The sequence below is a fragment of the Shewanella sp. 125m-1 genome, assembly GCF_052977065.1.
In genome coordinates this window covers 15,678-37,920 of sequence record NZ_JBRILT010000047.1, presented here as the reverse complement: position 1 = coordinate 37,920, position 22,243 = coordinate 15,678, and the positions used below count along the sequence as shown (strand labels likewise).

The following is a 22,243-nucleotide window of genomic DNA, read 5'->3' as shown; positions in this document are numbered from 1 at the left end:
CACGGGTACCAAATAATTCTCTACGGAGAGTTGCAGATAAGCCTCGACAATGTCGGGGCTTTTTTGTATTTCAAATTTAACCCTGAATAAGCGAAAAGGGATTTATTTTTTGTAAGAGATGCCTCGCTGAATAAGCGTGCCTCTCATTTGATAGAGCAGGTCTGGTAAGTGTACCATATTCATATGAAGAGTGACTAAACCAGCCATTGAGCTGGTTTTTTTTACGTTTAAGTTTTAGCTTCAGTAAATCACTCTGAAACATGCATCAAGCGACAAGCGATTTATTTTGATACGAGATCCCCTCAATTTCAATAAAGTAGGCCGGGCTGCTCTTTTTATAAAGCAGTACAGGCCAGGACACAGCCTTCTTATAAAGAATAAATAACCAAACCTGTATTAAATAGGCCTAAAAAAGCCCTAACGAGTAGGGCCTTATAAAGATTGAGATTAAATGCATTTAGCGGGTTTCGGTAGGCCGGCTATTTTGGTTGCCTGCTTGGCGGGACCAACGGGGAACAGGGTATAGAGATACTTAGAGTTTCCCTTGTCAGCTCCAAGCTTAAGGCCTATTGCTTTGACTAATACCCTTATAGCAGGGCTAGTCTTAAACTCGAGGTAAAATTCTCGGACAAAGTTAATCACTTCCCAATGTGCATCAGTGAGCGCTATCTTTTCTTCCTCTGCAATGACTAGCGCCAATTCTGGAGTCCAGTCACTTACCGACTTTAAATAGCCTTGCGGATCGGTGTCTATCTGCTTTCCATTAAATTCTATCATTTTACCAACTAATTACTTTATCGTGCGTTAGACTAAGCGCCACAAATTCGTTGTAGTTTATCAGCTCTATCTCTTTTAAAAAGCGAGTAAGGCCCCGAGCATCGACATCTTCTTGCAAAGCAACACATCTATACTCAGATAATTGTGCTCGCCACGCTTGTTTGAGCAAACTGTTGACACCATTGCCTGACAATAAGATGCAATCTTCTTTAGTTGCATAACGTAAGCATGTTTTTAGTGATGCACTCTGGTCAGGAGAGTGCTGTATTAGATGTAATATCATCAGAAAACAATTACCTCATCGACACCGGCTAAATGAGTGGAAATCTCTATGGCAGTTGAAATAGAAGCTGTAATTCGAAAATCTGTTTCAAGCAAACCCAATTCGTGCATCGACTCTTGGCATACTAATACAGTGTCTATATCGTAAAGGGGGAGTGCACCGAGTGTCGCTATATAGTCTTTACAACCAATAGATTCAGGATCTTGGTTTTTTAATAATGTTAACAGGCCTTCATCGGTAAATATAAGGCTAACTTCTTGTTCAAAACTGGCACTTAACAATGACAGATCAAGACCTTCTCGGCCGTGTGCTGTACCGTGAGGAGCCTGTTTAAAGATAATACAAAGTTTCTTCATGCATGCTCCTAAAAACAGATAAGTCTGTTAGCTTTCTCAATACCGGTAACTAACTCACCCAAACCACCCATAGTAAATGGAGCTTGCATATTCCAATGCTCTAAGCGGTTTTCTTTAGCCTCAGACTCAGATAATACACCACGGCGCAGCGCAGCAGATACACAATTGACCAAAGCGACACCGTGCTGCTCATGCAAGTCAATCCATGCTTGCTTTAGATCAAACTCATCACTAGCCGGACTATTAAGGTGATTAGTATTAAGAACGCCATCTTGGTAGAAGAAAATCTTTTCGACAATATGGCCGCTATCAACAGCCGCTTTAGCGAACCGATAGGCACTGTAACTCGAGGCGCTGCCGTAAGCTGCTGAGTTAACTTGGATAATAAATTTGCTCATGATAAAAAAAATGGCCCTGTAATAGGACCATTTTAACTCAATTAAATTTAATTGGTATTAGTCATCGCCGCCAATACCCATTAAATGTAGTAGAGCAATGAAAAGGTTCAAGAAATCTAAGTACAAAGAGATTGTCGCGCGAATGTAGTTAGTTTCGCCACCGTTAACGATTTTGCTTGTATCGTAAAGAATGAAGCCTGTCATTAATAATGCGATACCGGCGTTAAGCGCCATAAACACCATGCCGTTACCTAGGAATAGGTTAACGAGAAGGCCTACGACCATGATAACAAGACCGGCAATAAGGAAACCACGCATGAAAGAGAAATCTTTCTTAGTCGTAACAGCATAACCTGAAAGGGTGATGAAGATTACTGAGGTTAATCCCAATGCTTGCATGATCAATTGTGGGCCGTTGGCCATACCTGCGTAATGATTAAGGATATAACCTAGCGATGCACCTTGCATACCTGTAAAAGCAAACACCCAGAATAGACCCGCACTAGAGTCAGCTTTTCTTAGTGTTACAAATAAAAGCACTAAACTACCAAGTGATAGTCCAATAGACATTAATGGGCTAATTGCTAATGCCATCGCCAAACCTGCGCACACTGCAGAAAAAGCTAAGGTCATAGAGAGCAGCATATACGTATTTTTAAGCAGTTTATTTACCTCAACGGTAGTACTGCTATACGCGGTTTGTTGTGTCATATCTTTCATATCTTTCTCCGAAGACAAAATGTAAAGCTATCTATTTGAACATGAGTTAAACAAGGAGTTCCCTCACAGTCAAAATGAGAACCTATCGCTCGTTAAGTTATTGAATCATACAGCAGGCACAACAAGGTATAAAGCGCTTAGCGGATAAAAGACCTCAAGTTAAGCTTAGTTAATCGAGCCAATCCTTATGTAATTTTTCACTATCACCTAAATAATTAAGTACCCAGGCCATGGCTGGCGATTGATTAGTGGCGTTCCAGGCTAAACAACAAGGGCTGGTAAGCTTTGGGCGTTCAAGTTGTTTTTCAATAAGCGCGCCTGTTTTGATAAACGGGAATGCAAAATGCGCGGGCATATAACCAATACCAAGACCCTCTCTAAAACAATTAATCGCGCGGATCCAATCAGGTACAACAAGACGTCTTTGATTCTCAAGTAACCAGGTCATCCTTTTGGGGATTTCACGTGAAGTGTCTTCAAGACATATAGAAGGGTATTGCCTTAATTCATCGTCACTTAACGGTCTATCAATATTGGCCAGCGGGTGGTTTTTGCCAACAAGAAAATTCCATTCAATTTCTCCCATGTCCCTAAAATGGAAGTCTCCACCGACAGGTATAGCTGTTGTTGCACCGATTGCAATATCACTTCGTCCCGTTGCAATTGACTCCCAAACACCATTAAACACTTCGATGCGGATAATCAGCTCGACATTATCAAATGTACGGTAAAAATCGGCGATTAAATTACTGATTTTGTCGGCCCTAACAATGTTGTCGAGGGCAATAGACAGGGTGGGTTGCCAACCATTTGCAACCCGAATCGTATCGGCTTTCATCACGTCTAAATCGGTGAGTAAGCTTCTTGCTTGCTTAACAAAGTGCTCTCCTGCAGGGGTTAAGCTCACACTTCTATGGTGCCTAATAAACAAGACAACCCCTAACTCTTCCTCAATTTGTTTAACCGCATAGCTTACGGCGGAAGGAACTTTATGTAATTTATTGGCTGCAGCGGTAAAGCTACCTACACGGGCTACCATGTCAATGAGCTGAAGAGATTGTTCTGAAAGCATTGGTCACATCCTGCTGTGAGTTTTTTTGATGGCTAATGTGAAAAATAAACGTTTCACAGGGGTTTAGCAAGTGTTTACACTGCGCGCCATTATTAAATTACCATTTAAAATTTTACTTATGAAACCTCTAATGAATGTTAAATACTATGTGTTTTTAGCCTACCTTGCGTTACTAAGTATGTTAGGTTTTATTGCAACCGACATGTACTTACCTGCGTTCAAAGCAATTGAAGACTCAATGGCAACCTCGCCATCACAAGTCGCGATGTCTTTGACCTTCTTTTTAGCGGGCTTGGCACTGGGTCAATTATTATATGGTCCATTAGTAGAGCGCTTTGGTAAGCGTAACTCACTCATTTTTGGATTAGTATTATTTTCGGTTGCGAGCTTTTCACTATCTGTTAGTGACTCAATGTTAGTATTTAACATATCACGATTTATGCAAGCGTTGGGTGCTTGTTCTGCAGGTGTGATCTGGCAAGCCATTGTGATTGAGAAGTATGATGCTTCAAAGGCGCAAAGTGTTTTTTCAAACATTATGCCGCTTGTGGCGTTATCGCCAGCATTAGCCCCAATTTTAGGTGCATTCATTCTGGAATCAATGGGCTGGGAAAGCATTTTCGTTACTCTGACGTGTATGTCAGTCGCCATGATTTTATTGACAGTTTGGTTTGTGCCAAGTGAAACCAAAGCGGTAAATCATGAAAAGAAAGAGATCAGTTACCTTAAAATTTTTAAGAACACCAAATATTTAGGCAATGTTGTTATTTTTGGTGCTTGTTCTGGTGCATTCTTCTCATACCTAACTGTTTGGCCTATGGTTATGGAGCAGCATGGATTCGATGCTACAGCGATCGGTTTGAGCTTTATTCCACAAACTATCATGTTCGTTTTAGGCGGCTATGCAAGCAAGACGCTTATTCGTAAAGTCGGTGCCGAAAAAGCGCTAACAGTATTGTTATCAGTATTTGGCTTATGTTCACTTGCCATCGTTGTAGTGACTATTTTGATTACAGGCTTGTCAGTATTCCCACTGCTAGCTGTGTTCTCTGTTCTTGCTGCATGTAATGGTGCGATATACCCCATCGTGGTTAATGGCGCCTTACAGCAGTTTCCTGAAAACGCTGCAAAAGCGGCAGGTTTACAAAACTTCTTACAGATAAGTTTATCTTTTGGCGCTTCAAGTCTTGTTGCCATTTGGGCAACCAGCGGTGAAGTGGCGATAGGTTGGGGCATCATGATCTGTTCATTTATTGTGTTTATTGGCTACAAGCTACGTAATCACAATAATTGGCAAGAAGTGAGCGAAAACATTGTTATGCCCGATCCTGCTCGCATCGCAATAAATCAGGATGATAAATAAGCTAAACAGCTTGGTAATTGTTCAAAGAGATAATTTATGATAATTATCTCTTTACAAGGTTAACAGAGCGCTATATTATTCGCGGCGTTCGGAGGGATGGCAGAGTGGTCGAATGCACCGGTCTTGAAAACCGGCATGGGTTTATAGCCCATCTAGGGTTCAAATCCCTATCCCTCCGCCACATATAGAGAAAAGGCTTCCAGTAATGGAAGCCTTTTTTCGTTTCGGTTATAAAGCTGATTAGAACCCAGGATTCCTATTGTTTAATAGTTAGCTATCCCAGCACCACATTTAGATAAGGCCTCAGCAGAAATGCAGAGGCCTTTCGCATTCTTGAGGTCATATTGAACCCTAGGGTTGCTATTGTTAGAAGCCGGCTATCCCTACGCCATATCTAAAGAAAGTGCTTCCACTCTAGAATGAAGAGTGAAAGCCCTATTTACGTAAATCAGGGCTGAAGTCAGATTTTCTATTATTAGGTTAAATTTAACACTTTACTGCACTCTATTAATCATTCTATACCCATCTATTGGCGTTTTGCTATTCCAGCTTACAGTAACGTCCCCCTTTATCCGTTTGTAATAATTGCCGAGTATCGTTTAGGAGTCATTTAGGTTTAATACTTCAAACTTCATACAACTTTGGAAATGGTCGTTATTGCGGTTTATTTTATGAAGGGTTTAGTCCATCTAAAGTGAGTTAGAGAATGGAATAAGTTCAAATAATATAGTGACCAGTTAGCGCTAGTTTGAATCATTTGTACTCATTAGTAATTGGCAACATAAGTTACTTAATTACATTAACTACGCCAGGAGTTCACTAATTGACTCTTCGGTAACACTTAGTAGGAAATCATTATGTCTCAGGAAAAATACGCTAATTTAAATCCTTACGAACAATTTAATATCGAAGTACCAGAAAGCTTCCCTGAAGAGGGAATGGCTGCTCGCGCTGCCGCAGCACTAGTTAAAAGTGAATGCTGGACAGACGCAAACCCAATGTTAAATCTGTCATCTTTTGTGACAACATTTATGGAGCCTGAAGCAGCCGAAATATTTAAAGAAGGCTCGTTTAGAAACTTTGCTGATCCTGATATGTATCCTCATACTAAAGCGACTGAAGAGAAATGCGTTAATTGGCTACATGAGTTATGGAATGGTCCAAAAGACGTGGAAGCATATGGCGCTGCGACAGTTGGTTCTTCTGAAGCCTGTATGCTTGCGGGGTTGGCACATAAGTGGAACTGGCGTCAAGAACGAGAAAAAGCTGGTAAAGATTCGACTAAACCTAACATGGTTACGGGGGGGAACGTACAAATTGTGTGGAAAAAATTCCTTAAATATTTTGACGTTGAACCTCGTATCGTTCCACTAAAAGCAGGTCAATACCGGTTAACTGCTGAACAGCTTGACGAGTACGTCGATGAAAACACAATTTGTGTCGTTGCCATCGCAGGGCAAACATTTACAGGGGAAGATGATGACTTCCAAGCCATCCATGATTGGTTAGATGCTTTTGAAGAAAAAACGGGCATTTCAATTCCTATGCATATTGATGCAGCATCAGGTGGTTTTGTTAATCCTTTCCTTTACCCTGAATACAAATGGGACTTCCGCTTACCTCGGGTCAAGTCGATTAATGCTTCTGGCCATAAGTTTGGCTTAGTGCCTCCAGGTCTTGGGTGGATTATTTTCCGTGAACGCGCAATATTTAACGAAGATTTAGTATTTTACGTTAACTACCTTGGCGGTGAAGCAGCTACAGCCACTCTTAATTTCAGTAAGAGTTCAGCGACCGTGCTCGCACAATATTATAACTTTATCCGACTTGGTAAAGCGGGCTACACAAGCATTATGAAGCAAACCGTAGCAAATGCAGAATACCTAAGAGATCGCTTACTCGCCACAGGGAAGTTTAAAGTGATGAATGAAACGCAGCGGATCCCTGTGGTAGCTTTGACTCTAGATGAGTCAATTACTCAATATAATGAATTTGATATTTCCAATAAAGTTCGTGAACATGGTTGGATTTTATCCGCTTATTCAATGCCTGCTGACGCTCAAGAAGTGAACAGCTTGCGTATCGTTGTAAGGCCACACCTTAATCGAGACTCTGCTGAAATCTTAGCTAGAGACATTGAGATGGCATGTGAATATTTAGAAGAGCATGGCGGTAATGCAACAGCTCCGGTATTGCATGATCTTCATAAAGTGTCCTCTGGTAAGTGTTAATTAAATCACTAATCACTAATGAAAAAGAAGTAACTAGTCGTTACTTCTTTTTCATCATCAATACTGACTGGATAAAATTATGAACGTTCGTTCTAGAATCTTAGGTTGTTTATCTAATCCACCTAAACACATTATTAGCCTTATATTGGGGCTATGTGGTCTTGCAATCTTAACCATAGGTAATGCATACGCCTCATCGGCTGAGCCACAATCATATCAAGGGGTTGCTTGGGCTTTTAATTATTTAGCACAAAATCCTTTTGCTTACTTATTTTTAACACTGGCTATTGGTTATCCTATAGGCCGTATTACCATCGGAGGGATTTCGCTCGGCGCGACAGCCGGTACATTAGTGACAGGGATCCTCATAGCTTTAGCCTCAAGTGCACTTTATGGGATCACCTATAACATTCCAGGTCTTGTCGAAGATATCTTCTTGATGCTTTTCATGTATGCATTAGGCATGCGGGTAGGGCCACAATTTTTCTCAGGCTTAGCCCGAGGCGGCGTAGATTTCTTAGTGATTGGCCTGATTGTGGTTTTCTCTAACTTCTTAATCGTATTCTTTGGCGTTAAAGTACTCGATTTAGGTCCTGGTTATGCTGCGGGAATTATTTCTGGAAGCTACACTGTGACGGCTGTTATGGGGGTTGCTCAATCGGCTGTATCTAGCGGGGCATTTAAACTTCCTGAAGGTGTAACTGCTGATATGGTTGGGGCAAACATGGCTGCAGGCTACGCGATTAGTTACGTATTATCTTCGATATTCATTATTCTACTTATTAAGTACTTACCAAAAATGTTTGGTAAAGATGCTGTAGCTGAAGCTCTAAAAGCTGAGAAAGAGTTTGGTGGGGGAGAGGACGGTGGTGCATTACCTGGCACTGCAGGCGCGTCAATTCTTGGTTTTACTGACAAACAAATTCGCACTTACCTCGTTGAACATAAAGAAGTGGTGGGTAAAACGGTAAATCAGCTGTTTAAAATGAATCCCCATGCCACAATCGTAAAAGTAGTTCGTGGCGATGATGTGATTGATGCGAATGATAATCCAACCATTCAGTTAGGCGACATTGTGGGTGTGATGGGCGATTACAATTTACTCCTTAATGGTAAGGATAAAGTCGGTAAAGAAGTGGATGAACGTCGCGCGAGAATGGTTGATATCGAAGTGGCCGATATCCATGTTGGAAAAAGTGAGTTCGCTGGAAAAACGTTAGCAGAAGTTGGATCCCAAATGGGCTTTGGGATCCATTTAAAATCTATGTTTAGAGCTGGTGTTGCCATTCCTCACCTTCCTAAAACAGTGGTAGAAAAAGGTGATGTTTTACGACTAGCAGGTCCTACATGGTGTATAAATCAAGCCGCTAATGCATTAAAGGGGGTGCCTATTATTGAAAGTGCCTACACAGAAGTGTCATTTATGTCACTGGCACTATTCATAGGCTTTGTTATTGGGCATGCCAGCGTTGAAATTAGCGGTATTCCATTTGCGTTAGGTACCTCAGCGGGCTGTATGTTAATGGGTATTTTAGTTTCATGGTTACGCACCCGAAATCCTGATTTTGGTGGACCGACTAGCGAAGGCGCACGCGCGTTTCTCAATGACATAGGGTTGAGCCTATTTGTTGCTGTGTTGGCCGCAGGAGTCGGGCCAAAAATCATGTCATCATTCCAAGGTACCGTCGTAATATGGATAGCTGTACTTGGCTTGCTAGGAGCCTTAGTTCCACCTTTCTTGGCATGGATTTATGGCTATTATTTTAGAAATATGAACCCGGTCATACTTGCTGGGGCGTGTGCCGGAGGGCGAAATAGTACACCGGCACTCAATGGTATTCAGGATATTTCTAAAAGTGGCATAGCGGCAGTAGCTTACCCCGTTCCCTATGCATTAACTTCCGCTATCGTGCTTATTTTAGGTTACATGGCAATGGTATTTTCATAGTTGACCCATTTTAAATAAATCGGTTTCCTCAAAACACACCTTAGCAGTGGTTAACCAGCCTTGCTAAGGCTCTATTGTCAGTATAATTAATTCCATTCCTAGAGAGCTATAATGACTCAAGAACCTCCTATACGTATTGCGATTAACGTAATGCGCGCTCGTTTAACGGTTGTTGGTTTCAATATTGCCATCGTATCCTTCCAAATATCAGAGTTAGTTGAAATGGCCGGCGGGATCTCCGTTCCTGGACTTGAACATGCGATACATTTTCGAGCCGATATGGCGCTATTTATTGCATTAGCTTTTTCGTTATTATCTTTGGTTGCTTTTATCAGTTCTTCTGCGATAGACGAGACTGGCACCTGCGACCATTGGTCTTTTATTGTTGGCGATATATTGATGTATTTAGGCCTAGCAAATACCGTAACAGGCTTTTTCTCACCTTTAAACCAGGAGTTTTGGCTGGTGGTGAAACAATTGCCCTCGTTAGAGCAACAAATAGCAATGTTTCGGCAATCAATTCTTATTCTCGGATCATTAGCCTGGGTTGCGGCAATATATGTAGGCCCAATTGTTACTCTTGTTCGATCGCCATTTCATAAACACACTAATCTTAGTTTGTTGCTGATGTACATTCTGTCATTAATCATGATGGTTTGGTTTAACCATCAAGTATATTCATTTGAACTGATAAATAGCAGTGACAACCTGCTGTATTCGTATACATTTTTCTATGAGTTCTTACAACCAATACTGTGGTAATGGTTTTATTAAGTGATGATGTTTCTGGGGTGGGGGGACGCTCAAAAAAAAGATTGATACAGAGTTAAGATAAGCATGAGATGAATTGTTGATATCTCGTATTATTTAACAGGTTTAATTCTTTTCCAATTTCAACAATCAAATAAAAGCCCCTTAGGGTAGGGGCTTAGTCATTTTTCGTCGCAGATTGAACATCATTGCTAATTAACCAAGATTGCTCAGTTGCTAACTCTGTTCAGTTAATTTAGATGTGCCGCTAATGGTTGGCGTATCAATCACCCCGTCAACAGGTTCTTGCACACGAGATTTGCTGCCAATTAATCGTTTAATGTCCTCAATCGTCACGTACAAGCACGGGATTAATACTAATGTCACAACAGTGGCAAACAGCACACCAAAGGCTAATGATACAGCCATAGGGATCACCATCTGCGCCTGCATACTGGTTTCAGTCATGATGGGCACTAAACCGATAAAGGTCGTGAGAGAGGTCAATAAAATGGCTCTAAAACGGCGACAACCCGCTTCGAGTACCGATAGTTTCATCGCAATACCAGATTCCCGTGATTTATTGATGTAATCAACCATCACCAGCGAGTCGTTCACCACAACACCTGCTGCCGCAATAATACCAAATACTGAAAGGGCACTGAGATCGAGTCCTAAAAGCATATGCCCAAGGACAGAGCCAATGACACCAAAAGGGATCACCGACATGATCATGATTGGCTGAGAATATGACTTTAACGGTACGGCTAATAGGCTGTAAATCACCAGCATAGAGATTAAGAAGTCTCGTAACTGAGTATCAGCACTATCTAGTTGCTCCTGGATATTACCAGACACCTCACTCTTAACCCTTGGATACTTCTTTAATAACTCTGGTAAATAGTTATCTCGAATATCTTTAGCAAGTTTAAAGGGCTCTGCTTGATCTGCATCTACTGAACCCCAAACATTAATTGTTCGGTTGCCATTTTCACGGCGAATACTGTTAACGCCATCCGTTACAACTATTTCTGCAACTTCAGACAATGGGATCTCAGCCCCTTGTGGAGTTTTTATGTTTACATCTGATACCTGCGCGATGGAGTTACGCTGCTCTTCAGGATAACGCAGCATGACTTTAATCTCTTCGCCATTACGTAAGATCCGCTGAGCTTCAAGGCCATAAAAACTATTACCGACCTGACGCGCAATATCGGCAAGCGTTAAGCCTAAACTATGAGCAAGAGGCTTTAATTCAAATTGGATCTCTTTAGCGCTGGACTGACGGCTGTCATTAACGTCACCCACACCTTTAAGGGTATTCAATTTTGCTTTGAGCTCTTTTGCTGCTGCGACTAACTGCGCATCATCCTTACCTTCAAGTCTGAAGCTAATATCGCCATCATCGCGACCTCCACCAAATAGGTTATCCTGGATAGTAAAAGACTTCATGCCGGGGATTAATGGCATATTCTGGCGCCATAGCTCTGCCACCGCAAAGGTATCGATTGGACGAATTTCTGGATCAACCAGCTTAGTCATCACTTGTGCCGAGGTGCGGCCACGAAGTTCGACTTGCATGTCTGATATCATCTTTTGCCCATATTGTTGCTCAAGCTTGCTATCAACGTTTCTCAATGCTTCTTCAATAGATAAGGCTGCTGATAATGTCGCTGTTTCAGACGCATCAATATTCATCTCAAAAGTGATCCGAGGAAAGTCATGCGGGATCTTAGGTTGGCCAATAAAACGAATTAAGCCACCTGAATAAAGACCTGCACAAATTAGGATCAGACTGAAGAAAACCATAATGACTGTGTAGCGATACTTAACAGCAACTTCAAGAGAAGGGCGGTAATAGTGAGTGATTAGGGTTTTAAGGCCGGTATCAACTTTCCCTTGTAAAAAGTTAACCACGATACGTAGCCAGTCAATCGGATTCTTTGATCCTGGTTTAACGATAGTTTTTTGCTTCATACGTGCCAAATGCGCGGGCAAGATAAGCTTAGATTCTACTAACGAAAAGATAAGACATAAGATCACCACAAAGCCGATAGCCTGGCCAAATGCAGAAGAGGGACCGTCGTCGAGTGTAATAGGTAAAAATGCTGCAATGGTGGTTAACACACCAAAGGTAGCTGGCATAGCAACCCGCTTTACGCCACGAATAACATTATCTAAGCTTTGGCCTTTTTCTTCGCATTCGGCGTGAGCACTTTCGCCCATGACGATGGCATCATCGACGACAATACCGAGCACTAAAATGAAAGCGAATAGGCTGATGACATTAATCGTGACATCAATCATACCCATAGGCATAAAGAGTAAGGTGCCTAAGAAACAAACAGGTAAACCCATCATCACCCAAAATGCCAGTCTCACTCGTAAAAATAGTGCTAGTAATATAAAGACTAATATGGCACCACTTTTCATGCTGTCGAGCATGAGGTTTAAGCGACCTTCAAGGTAATAGGTCATATCGACCCAAGGCTCTAATTTAACCCCTTGAGGCAACACTTTCTGTTTATCGCTAATGTAAGCCTTAACGACGTCAGCAACATCGGTTAAGCTCTGATCGTTAGCGGCGCCAATAAAGAAAGTAACTGAGTTTTTACCGTTAAATTTAGAGTATTGAATACCTTCTTCAAAACCGTCGATTACGTTTGCCACATCGCCTAACAGCAAAGTGGTACCATCTTCAAGGGTGATTAACGGCAAGCTTTCAAACTCATAGCCGACATAGGCCTGATTTTGAACGCGTAAGTTAATATAACCGTTCTCGGCCCTTATCTGTCCAGCTGACATGTTACGCGAATAACCACGAACCGCTTCGGCGACATCATTAAAACTTAAACCAAACTCTCGTAATCTATCTTTACTGACTTCAATGGCAATCTCATAGCCAAGTCCGCCATAGAAATCCGTGATATTAACCAGTGGTAATTGTAAAAGCTCATCGTGAATTTTTTCACCCAAGTCTTTTAGTTGTCGTTGGGATAAATCACCATAGAGGCTCATATACATCACTTCTTGGCGAAGTTTTATACGCTCAACTTTGGGGCGCTCCATGCCATCGGGGAAACTTGAGATCGAATCAATTTCTGATTTTACCTCCTCCAGTACCACCTGTGGATCATAAGAGTCTTCTACACGGAAATAGCCTGAAGAGACATTACGGTTAGAATAGGTGATCACTCGCTTAAGGCCCTGCACACTTTCCAGTGCTTCCTCAATCTTAATGGTGATCCCTTCTTCTACCTCTTGTGGTGCTGCGCCGGGGTAGACCGCGTTGAATTCTAACCAATTGATCTCAACGGCTGGGAAGAACTGCTTACGAATCGTGTTAGCGGTAAGTAAGCCGCCTATGATAATGATAATCATCAATAAGTTAGCAGCTACACTGTTACGCGCAAACCAAGCGATAATGCCTTTATTGGTATCGATCATGAATTATTCCTCATCTTCCATCGCTATCTGGGTAGCTTGTGGAGCGGTAGGTTCATCCTCAGATAAGGCTTTATCTTCTGGTAAGGCGAGCTGCATGCCTTCAATCGGGTAATCAAGGGCTGAGGTGATGACATTCATACCTGCTTCTAATCCCGCAGATACAATAACTTTAGCGCCTATTTGACGCAAAATAGTAATGTCTTTATATCTAAGTTTGCCTTCATCATCGAGTATTGCAATTTGATTATTGATAACTAAATGACGTGGTACTTCAGCGACTTGACCTGCATGGCTACCATCAATATTGGCCGTCACATAGGTGCCGTAACGCAGTTCATTGTTGTTCGAGTTAAGCCCATAAGGATCTGCCACTTCAGCAACTAAATAGGTCATACGGCTACGGCTATCAATTACGCCCTCGCTTCTCACTATTGTCGCAGGCCACTGTGTTGTTTGTCCGGCAAACTCACCAGTTAACATAACTTCAGCACCTTTACCTTTGCTATCTAAAAACTGCAGCTCTTTGTCGGCAATCGGTAAGCGCACTTCTGCATGCGCTGTACTCAATACTTTACCAAGGGGAGTCCCCATGCTGACATAAGAACCTAAACCAATATTTCTAGCCTCTATTAAGGCATCGTAAGGGGCTTTAATGATGGTACGCTCAAGGTTGCGGTTAGCCCGTTTTAGGCCCGCTTCCGAAGAGTTTAACTTAGCCACTTCTTGGGCAAGCTGTGGCTTACGCAAACTCAGCTCAGTGGGTACACCATTTTCAATGCGCTTCCATTCTTCGGCTGCCACTTTACCAAATGCTTTTTCTTGTACCAGTGTCGCTCTTGCTGACGCCATACTGGCTTTGGCATCAATAAGCGCAGCTTCATAATCACTTGGGTCGATTTTTGCTAGAACATCGCCTTTTTTGACAAAGCCACCGCGGACAAATTTCTCTGATAGGTAAACAATTTCACCATTCACTTGTGAGACCAATTCTGTTTCGTACTTGGCATTCACCACTCCATATGAAGTAACAGCAAAACTCATCGGGTTGATTTCAACTGACTGAATTGATACTAGGGGAGTGGTATCAAGCTCTTCCTTTTCTTCAGGGGGCTTTTTTAATGCCGAGATGCCAATAAACCCTGCCACGCCAACGGCAATGACAACCATTGGTAAAATTATCTGTTTTTTAGTAGCCACAAACACGTCCTCTTGTTGAAGCAATTTTGCACTCAATGCCCCATCTTTATTGGTGTTTAAAAAATAAAGATGAGTAATCTATTTAGAATTTTGACTACATGTTAATGGAACTGGCGAAATGTAACAGTATGATTGTGTAAACGTGTGTAACTAAAATTAACATTTATGAATACGCTATGAATTACGCATAGGCGTTTAGTTTATTGATATCGTATTTGGCTTTAGTGCAAGTCTCTGTATTTAAATGGAAGATTTTTTGGCTGGTGGGATGTAATTGGCTATTGTTGATCCAGAATCGATAAAAACGCTTTATTTTTGAATCGGCAAAAATGTAAAAAAACTGTTTATAACTCAAACCATTTGGATTTAGAAACTGAATAGAAGCTAGATTGATTATCTGCGCTGGGTAGAAGAAGGGCATGAGGGGATTTGAAAGGGCATTACATACAAAAAAGCAGTGCGACATGCACTGCTTTGAATTTTACGATGTTAACCGCAACATTTCTTATATTTCTTGCCGCTTCCACAAACACAAGCGTCGTTACGATTAGGTACTTTTTCAAAACGAGTTGTCTGTGGCTTATTGAGCAGCCCCATCAGTTGAACGACGTTTTCATCCTGGGTTGCATCAACCGTAATTAAGCCCACCAGCTCATTATCGCTGAGTAACTGGGTGATTTCAGCTTCACGCTCAGCATTTTGAACCATAAGTACTAAAGGGTTTACTTCAGTACCGATTTTAACTTCACGTTTAGTGTTGTAACCATAGCTTTCGTGCTTAGGCTTTGGGGTTTTACGCCCTTTAAAGAAGAATTTGTCTGACATAGCTATGGCGCTCAATTTTGATAAAGATAAATTTACGCAAGCTTATACTATAAAAATGGACTCAGTGGTATCGAAGTCTAATCTAGACGGCAATTTTATCTAAAAATACGCCATATTCACGGTTTTCAGTATCGTTCTTAACTCATTTGAGAACTGCACGTTATAGGATTGGTCTAAATAAGTAGGCGTCAATGGCTTGCTATTTCGGCTGATTACGCGTTAAAACGGCTTAAATCGTGATTTTTGACCAATTGATTTGCATCTGCGACCTTTTGGTATTTCCGCATCGTGAAAAACTTTGTTAAAATCGCGGCAAATTAAAGGAGAGCTTTATATATGCCAGTTTATGTTGTGGGCCACAAAATCCCAGATTCAGATTCAATTTGTGGTGCTATTGCACTTGCGCACCTAAGAAACCAAATTGGTGAAGCATCAGTTGCCACTCGTTTAGGTGAGTTATCACCTGAAACAGCTTTCATTTTAGAAAAATTCGGTTTCGAAGCACCAGAATTTAAAACCAGCTACGCTGGCGAAGAAGTGTATATCGTTGACCATTCTGAGCTAACTCAAGCACCAGATGATATCGAGCAAGCGACGATTGTTGGTATTGTTGATCACCATAAGTTGGGTGACTTAACGACTTCAACACCTTTAGAGTGCTGGATCCGCCCTGTAGGTTGTAGTAACACCATCATTAAGATGATGTATGACTTCTACAACGTTGAGATCTCAAAAGAGATCGCAGGCATTATGCTTTGTGCCATCTTAAGTGACACGGTTATCTTCAAGTCACCAACTTGTACAACCGCTGACATTAAGTGTGTTGAAGCATTAGCTGAAATCGCTGGTATTGAAGATGTTAAAGCATTAGGCATGGAAATGTTTAAAGTGAAATCTGCTGTAGAAGGCACGCCTGCTCGTGATCTTGTTATGCGTGACTTTAAAGATTTCAACATGAACGGTAACCTAGTGGGGATCGGTCAGCTTGAAGTGATTGACCTTGCTGTATTTGACGAGATTAAAGCTGAACTTGAAGCTGATATTGCGGCACTAAAAGCAGAAGGTAATCGTCACAGCGTTCTATTATTACTGACCGACATCATGAGAGAAGGTTCTGAGATGCTTATTGTCAGTGACGATTTAGCAAAAATCGAATCGGCTTATAACTGTGAGTCACAAAACAGTAAAGTATGGTTAGATGGGGTATTAAGCCGTAAGAAGCAAATCGTGCCTCCATTGCAAGATGTGTTTGCCTAGTCTCTACTAGCAAGTTCTATCTAGTCTTAAAATGCTGTCAGTCCTAAAATAGGTTGACAAAAAAAGGCCGAACATTGAGTTCGGCCTTTTTGTTAGCTACACATTTCATAAAATGCGGATGAATTAGCCATTACTTTTTAGTGTCATTTTCACGTAACTTTTTCACGTAACTTATCTAGCCTTAATTGGGATAAGCCTAAAATGCTGCCCTTGGTATATTCACCTTTGGTATTTATTTTACCGAGTTTAGTCCCTGTCAGTAATTCTACTGCTTGCTCTACATGACTGATTGCCCAAATGTGGAATTTTCCTTTTTCCACCGCGTCAACTATGTCTCGGCGTAACATTAAGTTATGGATATTTGACTTGGGAATAATGACGCCTTGCGTATCTTTATGGCCTTTGATTTTACACACGTCAAAGAAGCCTTCAATTTTCTCGTTAACGCCACCAATCGGCTGAGATTCACCAAACTGATTCATCGAACCTGTTATCGCAATATCCTGACGTAGCGCAACCCCTGAAAAAGAAGATAGCATGGCACACAACTCTGCCATGGTAGCACTGTCACCATCTACACCGCCATAGGACTGTTCAAAGGTAAGATGCGTCGACAACGGAATTTTATCTGTCTTGCCTAAAATCGATGCGATATATGCGGATAAAATCATTACGCCTTTAGAGTGAATGCTGCCACTTAACTCTACTTTGCGCTCGATATCGAAAACTCGACCCTCACCAAAAGCGGTCGTCGCGGTGATCCGGCTAGGGGCACCAAATTGGTAATCGGAGGTCGACATCACCGATAAGCCATTCACTTGGCCAACGGTTTCTCCTTGAGTATCAATTAGGGTAGTGCCATTAACAAAGCTTTGCATAAAGTCATCTTTTGCGCGGCAGATCCGTTTTTCTTTATTCGCTAACGCTTGCTCTACATGGCAGACTCTAATCATGTTTGAGTTAACTGAACGCGCGCAATAATTTGCTTCTCGTAATAGATTGGCAATATCGACGGAGTGCAGTGATAACATATTTTGATCATCGGCTTGGCGAGAACTGAATTCGATTACACGTCCAATCGCTTTTTTATCACAGTGCAGCATTTTATTGCTGTGTACTATGCTCGAGATGAACTGGGCGTAATGGGCCTCAGAATCATCGCTACGTGGCATTCTATCTTCAAAATCAGCTGTAACCCTAAACAACTCAGTAAACTCGGCGTCATACTGTTGTAATAGTTTATATGTCGCAAAATCCCCAAACAAAATGATCTTAACATCTAAGGGGATCGCTTCAGGATCCAGAGATATCGTCCCAGATAAGGTGACTTCACGTTCCAGTGAGGTCAAACTCAATTTGCGAGAACGCAGCGCACGCTTAAGTCCGTCCCATACATAAGGGTGCTCAAGCACTTTAACCGCATCAATCATAAGCACGCCGCCATTCGCCTTATGCAAGCTACCTGGGCGGATCAGTGAAAAGTCAGTGAAAACGGTACCTTTATAGGTCGCATTTTCTACGTAGCCAAAAATGGTGTGATAGTTGGGGGTTTCCTCAACAATAATCGGCTGCAATTGTGACGCTTGCGACACCAGTACATTGATCTGATAACGCCTTGGCATTTTCTTGCTCATTGAGGCATAGGCGAGGGCAGCTTGCTCTTCACTTTCTTCTAGGAAGATATCCAGATTATCAATGATGTCTTTATGCATCGCCTTAATGTAGGCTTTTACATTCGCTTGGTCTTTATATTGCTCTTTTAACGCAGTAAGGCTGTGGGTTAGGACTTCTTCAGCAACTTGTTCATCATGTTTTTGCTGCTTCTCAGAATACTCCTCTTCCCAAATGGTTATTTGTCTTACGATGCCACGCAGCTGTGCTTCAAGTGCAGAAATCGCATCTTGCATCACATCTTGCTCTTTGGCCGATAACGCCAAGTAGCTTTCTTCGGTGTGGGGCTCGTCACCGTTTAATGCTACCAACTCATAATTACCTTGAGGGGAAATCGAGAGTCCTACAGAATGACTCTTCGCCTCTTCTGTCAGCAAGAGCAAGGCTTCTTCCTGTTTGGCTGCAAGCTGATTCTTTAATTTGTCAGCGCGGCTATAGTACATCTCATTATCAAATGCTAAAGGCAATGCCTTTAGCAGTTTTGACATGAGCTTTTCAATATCTTTTTTAAAGCATAAGCCCATACCTGCAGGTAACTTAAGCACCTTGGGGCTACGAGTATCGTCAAAATTTACCACATAACACCAATCGTATAAGGTGCGGCCGTTACTATTGGGTGCTTGACGGTTTAGATGGCGCAGCACCATGGTGCGTTTGCCTAGGCCATTGCGGCCAAGCGCATAAATATTGTAGCCTTTCTCTTTCATAGAAAGCGCAAACTCTACCGCTTGTTGAGCGCGGGCTTGACCCACAATTTGGTCTAATGGTTCGAGGTGTTTTGTCGACTTGCAGTCTGAAGAGAGCTTGTTAAGCGCCGATACGCGATAAAGCTTGGTACTGCTGAGAGGTTTTATTGGCATAATACGTCCTCTTAATGACGGTCAATATTTTTACTCTATACAGTTAAATCGCATATTTCTGCAATTATTTACCTTTAGGCCAAATATTAAGCGAAAAACGGTCTTGACTGCCGATTTTATAACCATAACGGTGTTGCGATGACTTTTTTCAGCGAAATACTTTTAAAAAAGGTGACTATTTCAAAGACTTTGTCGCTATAGGGCATAAACGTACTTATCTTTTATGACTTAGTTTGTTAAGTGGTTTATGACGAGGATTATGATGAGCTTAAGAGACAATTAATGACACTTTTTACGACAAGAAAGAAAATTTTACGACAAAAAGAAAAAGCCCTCAACTTATAAGAGGGCTCTACGTGCATCACATCAGACTATCCGTTCAGGCACTTAAACATAAGCATAAACTTAAACCGTTTTATTGTTTAGCATGCTGTTGTAAAAACTTTAGCACTTCAGCCTGTTCATCAGGGTTTAATCCTGCTCTTGGGAACATACTACGAGTGATACCTTGCCACTGTTTATAGCTATGATCGGCAGGGTTTGGCGCCGCATGACACATGGTACATGTATGGTAGAAGATTTTTTCACCTTTACTCTGAACTTGCTGTTTCACAGATTTTATTGATTTTAGAGCCGCTGCAAGTCCCAAGCTTTTAATGTCGAAGGGCTGCTTAAGTGTTTCAATTTTGGGAGCCTGGTAAGCCTTATTCGGGGATTCGGGATCTAAACACTTTTTAAAGGCTGCCAAACAGGTATTCGCACTCGTTCCTTGACTCAGTCCACTTGATGGCCGAGCAGAGGTTAGCATGTTAATCGAACCTGAATTACAGCGACCTTTTTTATCCAGTTGCAGCCAGGCTCCTTCATGGATATAAATAACGCCGGGCATCACATTGTCAGCTATTTTTTCTCCCGCTAATAACGCACCGCGTTCATTGTATACTTCAATCAAATCCCCATCTTTAATGCCACGGTGCGCCGCATCATCTTTATTAATTAACGCAAATTGACGGCCATCAACAGACTCATAACGATTAACGTCAGCATTTGCCATTTGGGAATGAAGGCGCATCCATGGATGTGGGCTCAATACATGGACTTGATCAGGTTTGGCATTTCCTAGCCACTCGGCAGGAGGGATCCATTCAGGCATGGGCGGACAGTCGGGTAAGTGATAAGACTCTATCTGCTCACAATAAAGCTCAATTTTACCTGAAGGGGTATGTAATGGATGTTTAGCCGGATCAAGGTAAAAATCGCGGTGTCTAACCCAGTCATTGGCCGTTTTTGGGGTACTGAGATGGGTTACACCTTTAAGCCAGAAACTGTCAAAGCTTTCGCTCGCATCAGATGCCGCGTATGCATCTTTAAGGTGCTGCATAAAGGTCTTATTTTCTGTGAATTGTTGCTGGACATTAAATATTTTTGCCAATGCCGAAAAGATCTCATAGTCATTCCAACTTTCGCCTACAGGCTTGATGACCTGTTTCATGGCATAGATCTTATTGTTAGAATAGGTTCCACCAGAGCTAATATCATTGCGTTCGAGCGTTGTCGTGCTGGGGAGTACAATATCGGCATACAGTGAGGAGGCACACCACCATGGATCTTGATTAATGATGGTTTCCACGTTGTTGTTAAGTGCTTGAATGAGTTCATTGGTATTTTGCTGGTGGGACAGCAAATTATTCCCTGCATTATAGATAAGCTTGGCGTTAGGGAATTTCAGGGTTTGACCATTACGAGTGTAGTTGCTCCCAGGATTATTCAGCATGTCAGAAATAAGTACCACAGGGCAACGTGCAGTTATAGGGTTACGCCCTTGCGATAGACCCGCAGGCATTTTTTTGCCTGACTGTGGCATCCCACCGTTACCATAATGCCAGCTGAAGCCTGCGCCTTCACCCGGTTTACCTATTTTACCTGCCATAGCCGCAAAGTTAATAATCGCCCAGTGGATCATCTCTCCATGTTGCGCTCGCTGCAGTGACCAACCGGCACAGATCTGCGTGCGCTTTTTTACCACCTGTTCTGCTAGTTTACGAATTTGTTTAGCACTTACTCCTGTAATTTCCTCCGCCCATTCAGGGGTTTTAGGTGTATTGTCATCAACCCCTTTGAGATAGTTAAGGTACCGGTCAAAGCCGACCGTATATTTGTCTAGATAAGCCTTATCATACAAATCGGATTGGTAAATATGGAACGACATAGCGGTAAACAGTGCGACATCTGTATTGGGGCGAATATTGATCATCTCGCTACCCATGGCTTTATCTGTTTGGGTTTGTTGCGGGTTTATCGAAATAAACTCAATCCCTTTTTCAGCAAAGGCTTGCCAGTGTTTATGCATAGCATGATCAGCAACCCTAAACTCAATCCTATTTGTTTTATATGGGTCACAGCCAACCAATAACATCAGTTCTGTATTATCTTCGGTAATTTGCCATGCTGTTTGAGGGGAATAAACCTCCATATCGCCTATTACATGAGGCAATATTACTTCAGACGCCCCCGCGCTGTAATCTCCGCTACAAGCACTTTGGCCACCAATTAAGTTAAAAAACCGGCCTTGTAATGTTTGTGGCCTCATTAAACCAGCATGGGACCAACCGCCATAAGAAGAACTAAAAATCGCTTGGTTACCATGCTTGGCTATCGTATTGGCAATCGCAGTACTGACCATGGCCATAGCGGTGTTCCAGTCCACACGGATAAAAGGCTCTTTGCCTCTAAGGTGTGGTTTATGATCGCCTAATGGATTTTCAAAATAGGATTTACGCACCATCGGGTATTTAACCCTAGTGTCGCTGTAAGTTCGGCTTAAGATCCCTTCTAATAGCATCTTGGTCGGGAAAGCATCTATGTCTTTCAATGGCTGTACGCCGATCAGAACGCCTTCTTTGACGATAGCATTGAAGGGGCCATAATGGCTGGCATGGGGGATAGATTGAGTGTCATCTGCAAATACTTTGCCTGCAGGAAACAAGGTAAGCCCTTGCGCTGCAACGGTGCTTGCGAGTGCAGATTTAAGGAAGGTGCGTCTAGAGAATGTCATATCAGTCAGGCTCTCATTCATGGAAGATTGTAG

General features: G+C 42.1%; 16 protein-coding genes and 1 tRNA gene. 6 read left to right on the top strand and 11 right to left on the bottom strand.

What is annotated here, in order from left to right; translation table 11 throughout:
• Positions 1–447: 447 nt before the first annotated feature.
• From ACVBIK_RS17210 to punR, 6 genes are all read right to left on the bottom strand, one after another.
• Positions 448–777, bottom strand: a complete 330-nt coding sequence (locus ACVBIK_RS17210) for a TusE/DsrC/DsvC family sulfur relay protein (RefSeq protein ID WP_447159300.1) — start codon at positions 775–777, stop codon at positions 448–450.
• 1 nt (position 778) lies between these two features.
• On the bottom strand, positions 779–1,060 hold the full coding sequence (tusB, locus tag ACVBIK_RS17205) for a sulfurtransferase complex subunit TusB (RefSeq protein WP_447159299.1): 282 nt from the start codon (positions 1,058–1,060) through the stop codon (positions 779–781).
• Positions 1,060–1,416 carry a sulfurtransferase complex subunit TusC gene (tusC, locus tag ACVBIK_RS17200; protein WP_447170166.1) on the bottom strand — a complete coding sequence of 119 codons (357 nt, stop codon included), beginning with the start codon at positions 1,414–1,416 and terminating at the stop codon, positions 1,060–1,062. Before tusC ends, tusB begins: the two co-directional genes overlap by 1 nt.
• Before the next feature lie 8 nt (positions 1,417–1,424).
• Complete coding sequence (tusD, locus tag ACVBIK_RS17195; protein WP_447159297.1) at positions 1,425–1,814, bottom strand: sulfurtransferase complex subunit TusD; 390 nt, start codon at positions 1,812–1,814, stop codon at positions 1,425–1,427.
• Between the two features lie 57 nt (positions 1,815–1,871).
• Entirely contained in the window at positions 1,872–2,525 is a 654-nt protein-coding gene (locus ACVBIK_RS17190; protein WP_447159364.1) for a Bax inhibitor-1/YccA family protein, read from the bottom strand.
• A 178-nt stretch (positions 2,526–2,703) separates the two neighbouring features.
• Entirely contained in the window at positions 2,704–3,606 is a 903-nt protein-coding gene (gene punR, locus ACVBIK_RS17185) for a DNA-binding transcriptional activator PunR (protein ID WP_447159296.1), read from the bottom strand.
• A gap of 130 nt (positions 3,607–3,736) precedes the next feature.
• Here punR and punC point away from each other — a divergent pair, with 130 nt between their 5' ends.
• The 5 genes from punC to ACVBIK_RS17160 all read left to right on the top strand — a co-directional run bounded on the left by punC (position 3,737) and on the right by ACVBIK_RS17160 (position 9,910).
• Positions 3,737–4,969, top strand: a complete 1,233-nt coding sequence (gene punC / locus ACVBIK_RS17180; RefSeq protein WP_447162741.1) for a purine nucleoside transporter PunC — start codon at positions 3,737–3,739, stop codon at positions 4,967–4,969.
• Between the two features lie 90 nt (positions 4,970–5,059).
• A tRNA-Ser gene (locus ACVBIK_RS17175) sits at positions 5,060–5,150 on the top strand.
• Positions 5,151–5,826: 676 nt separating this feature from the next.
• A complete protein-coding gene (locus ACVBIK_RS17170) occupies positions 5,827–7,200 on the top strand; it encodes a glutamate decarboxylase (RefSeq protein WP_447170165.1) in 1,374 nt (457 codons plus the stop codon).
• Between the two features lie 79 nt (positions 7,201–7,279).
• Complete coding sequence (locus ACVBIK_RS17165; protein ID WP_447159293.1) at positions 7,280–9,148, top strand: aspartate:alanine exchanger family transporter; 1,869 nt, start codon at positions 7,280–7,282, stop codon at positions 9,146–9,148.
• A 111-nt stretch (positions 9,149–9,259) separates the two neighbouring features.
• Entirely contained in the window at positions 9,260–9,910 is a 651-nt protein-coding gene (locus ACVBIK_RS17160; protein WP_447170164.1) for a hypothetical protein, read from the top strand.
• 225 nt (positions 9,911–10,135) lie between these two features.
• On the opposite strand, the gene ACVBIK_RS17155 is transcribed toward ACVBIK_RS17160, so the two are convergent.
• From ACVBIK_RS17155 to ACVBIK_RS17145, 3 genes are all read right to left on the bottom strand, one after another.
• The gene (locus ACVBIK_RS17155) at positions 10,136–13,345 is read right to left on the bottom strand and encodes an efflux RND transporter permease subunit (RefSeq protein ID WP_447159291.1); all 3,210 of its coding nucleotides are present in this window, start codon (positions 13,343–13,345) and stop codon (positions 10,136–10,138) included.
• 3 nt (positions 13,346–13,348) lie between these two features.
• Positions 13,349–14,542, bottom strand: a complete 1,194-nt coding sequence (locus ACVBIK_RS17150; protein WP_447170163.1) for an efflux RND transporter periplasmic adaptor subunit — start codon at positions 14,540–14,542, stop codon at positions 13,349–13,351.
• Between the two features lie 489 nt (positions 14,543–15,031).
• The gene (locus ACVBIK_RS17145; RefSeq protein ID WP_447159289.1) at positions 15,032–15,367 is read right to left on the bottom strand and encodes a PBPRA1643 family SWIM/SEC-C metal-binding motif protein; all 336 of its coding nucleotides are present in this window, start codon (positions 15,365–15,367) and stop codon (positions 15,032–15,034) included.
• 336 nt (positions 15,368–15,703) lie between these two features.
• Here ACVBIK_RS17145 and ACVBIK_RS17140 point away from each other — a divergent pair, with 336 nt between their 5' ends.
• Positions 15,704–16,624 (top strand): manganese-dependent inorganic pyrophosphatase, encoded by a 921-nt coding sequence (locus ACVBIK_RS17140; RefSeq protein WP_447159288.1) that lies wholly within the window; start codon positions 15,704–15,706, stop codon positions 16,622–16,624.
• A 149-nt stretch (positions 16,625–16,773) separates the two neighbouring features.
• On the opposite strand, the gene ACVBIK_RS17135 is transcribed toward ACVBIK_RS17140, so the two are convergent.
• Positions 16,774–19,155, bottom strand: a complete 2,382-nt coding sequence (locus ACVBIK_RS17135; RefSeq protein WP_447170162.1) for an AAA family ATPase — start codon at positions 19,153–19,155, stop codon at positions 16,774–16,776.
• A 415-nt stretch (positions 19,156–19,570) separates the two neighbouring features.
• Positions 19,571–22,210: a molybdopterin-dependent oxidoreductase gene (locus ACVBIK_RS17130; RefSeq protein WP_447170161.1), complete on the bottom strand. Its 2,640-nt coding sequence runs from the start codon at positions 22,208–22,210 to the stop codon at positions 19,571–19,573.
• Positions 22,211–22,243 lie beyond the last annotated feature (33 nt).

Excerpts from the sequence above, each read along its gene's own strand:
- ACVBIK_RS17210 (WP_447159300.1), bottom strand. The coding sequence starts at position 777 with ATGATAGAATTTAATGGAAAGCAGATAGACACCGATCCGCAAGGCTAT.
- tusB (WP_447159299.1), bottom strand. The coding sequence starts at position 1,060 with ATGATATTACATCTAATACAGCACTCTCCTGACCAGAGTGCATCACTA.
- tusC (WP_447170166.1), bottom strand. The coding sequence starts at position 1,416 with ATGAAGAAACTTTGTATTATCTTTAAACAGGCTCCTCACGGTACAGCA.
- tusD (WP_447159297.1), bottom strand. The coding sequence starts at position 1,814 with ATGAGCAAATTTATTATCCAAGTTAACTCAGCAGCTTACGGCAGCGCC.
- ACVBIK_RS17190 (WP_447159364.1), bottom strand. The coding sequence starts at position 2,525 with ATGACACAACAAACCGCGTATAGCAGTACTACCGTTGAGGTAAATAAA.
- punR (WP_447159296.1), bottom strand. The coding sequence starts at position 3,606 with ATGCTTTCAGAACAATCTCTTCAGCTCATTGACATGGTAGCCCGTGTA.
- punC (WP_447162741.1), top strand. The coding sequence starts at position 3,737 with ATGAATGTTAAATACTATGTGTTTTTAGCCTACCTTGCGTTACTAAGT.
- ACVBIK_RS17170 (WP_447170165.1), top strand. The coding sequence starts at position 5,827 with ATGTCTCAGGAAAAATACGCTAATTTAAATCCTTACGAACAATTTAAT.
- ACVBIK_RS17165 (WP_447159293.1), top strand. The coding sequence starts at position 7,280 with ATGAACGTTCGTTCTAGAATCTTAGGTTGTTTATCTAATCCACCTAAA.
- ACVBIK_RS17160 (WP_447170164.1), top strand. The coding sequence starts at position 9,260 with ATGACTCAAGAACCTCCTATACGTATTGCGATTAACGTAATGCGCGCT.
- ACVBIK_RS17155 (WP_447159291.1), bottom strand. The coding sequence starts at position 13,345 with ATGATCGATACCAATAAAGGCATTATCGCTTGGTTTGCGCGTAACAGT.
- ACVBIK_RS17145 (WP_447159289.1), bottom strand. The coding sequence starts at position 15,367 with ATGTCAGACAAATTCTTCTTTAAAGGGCGTAAAACCCCAAAGCCTAAG.
- ACVBIK_RS17140 (WP_447159288.1), top strand. The coding sequence starts at position 15,704 with ATGCCAGTTTATGTTGTGGGCCACAAAATCCCAGATTCAGATTCAATT.
- ACVBIK_RS17135 (WP_447170162.1), bottom strand. The coding sequence starts at position 19,155 with ATGCCAATAAAACCTCTCAGCAGTACCAAGCTTTATCGCGTATCGGCG.
- ACVBIK_RS17130 (WP_447170161.1), bottom strand. The coding sequence starts at position 22,210 with ATGACATTCTCTAGACGCACCTTCCTTAAATCTGCACTCGCAAGCACC.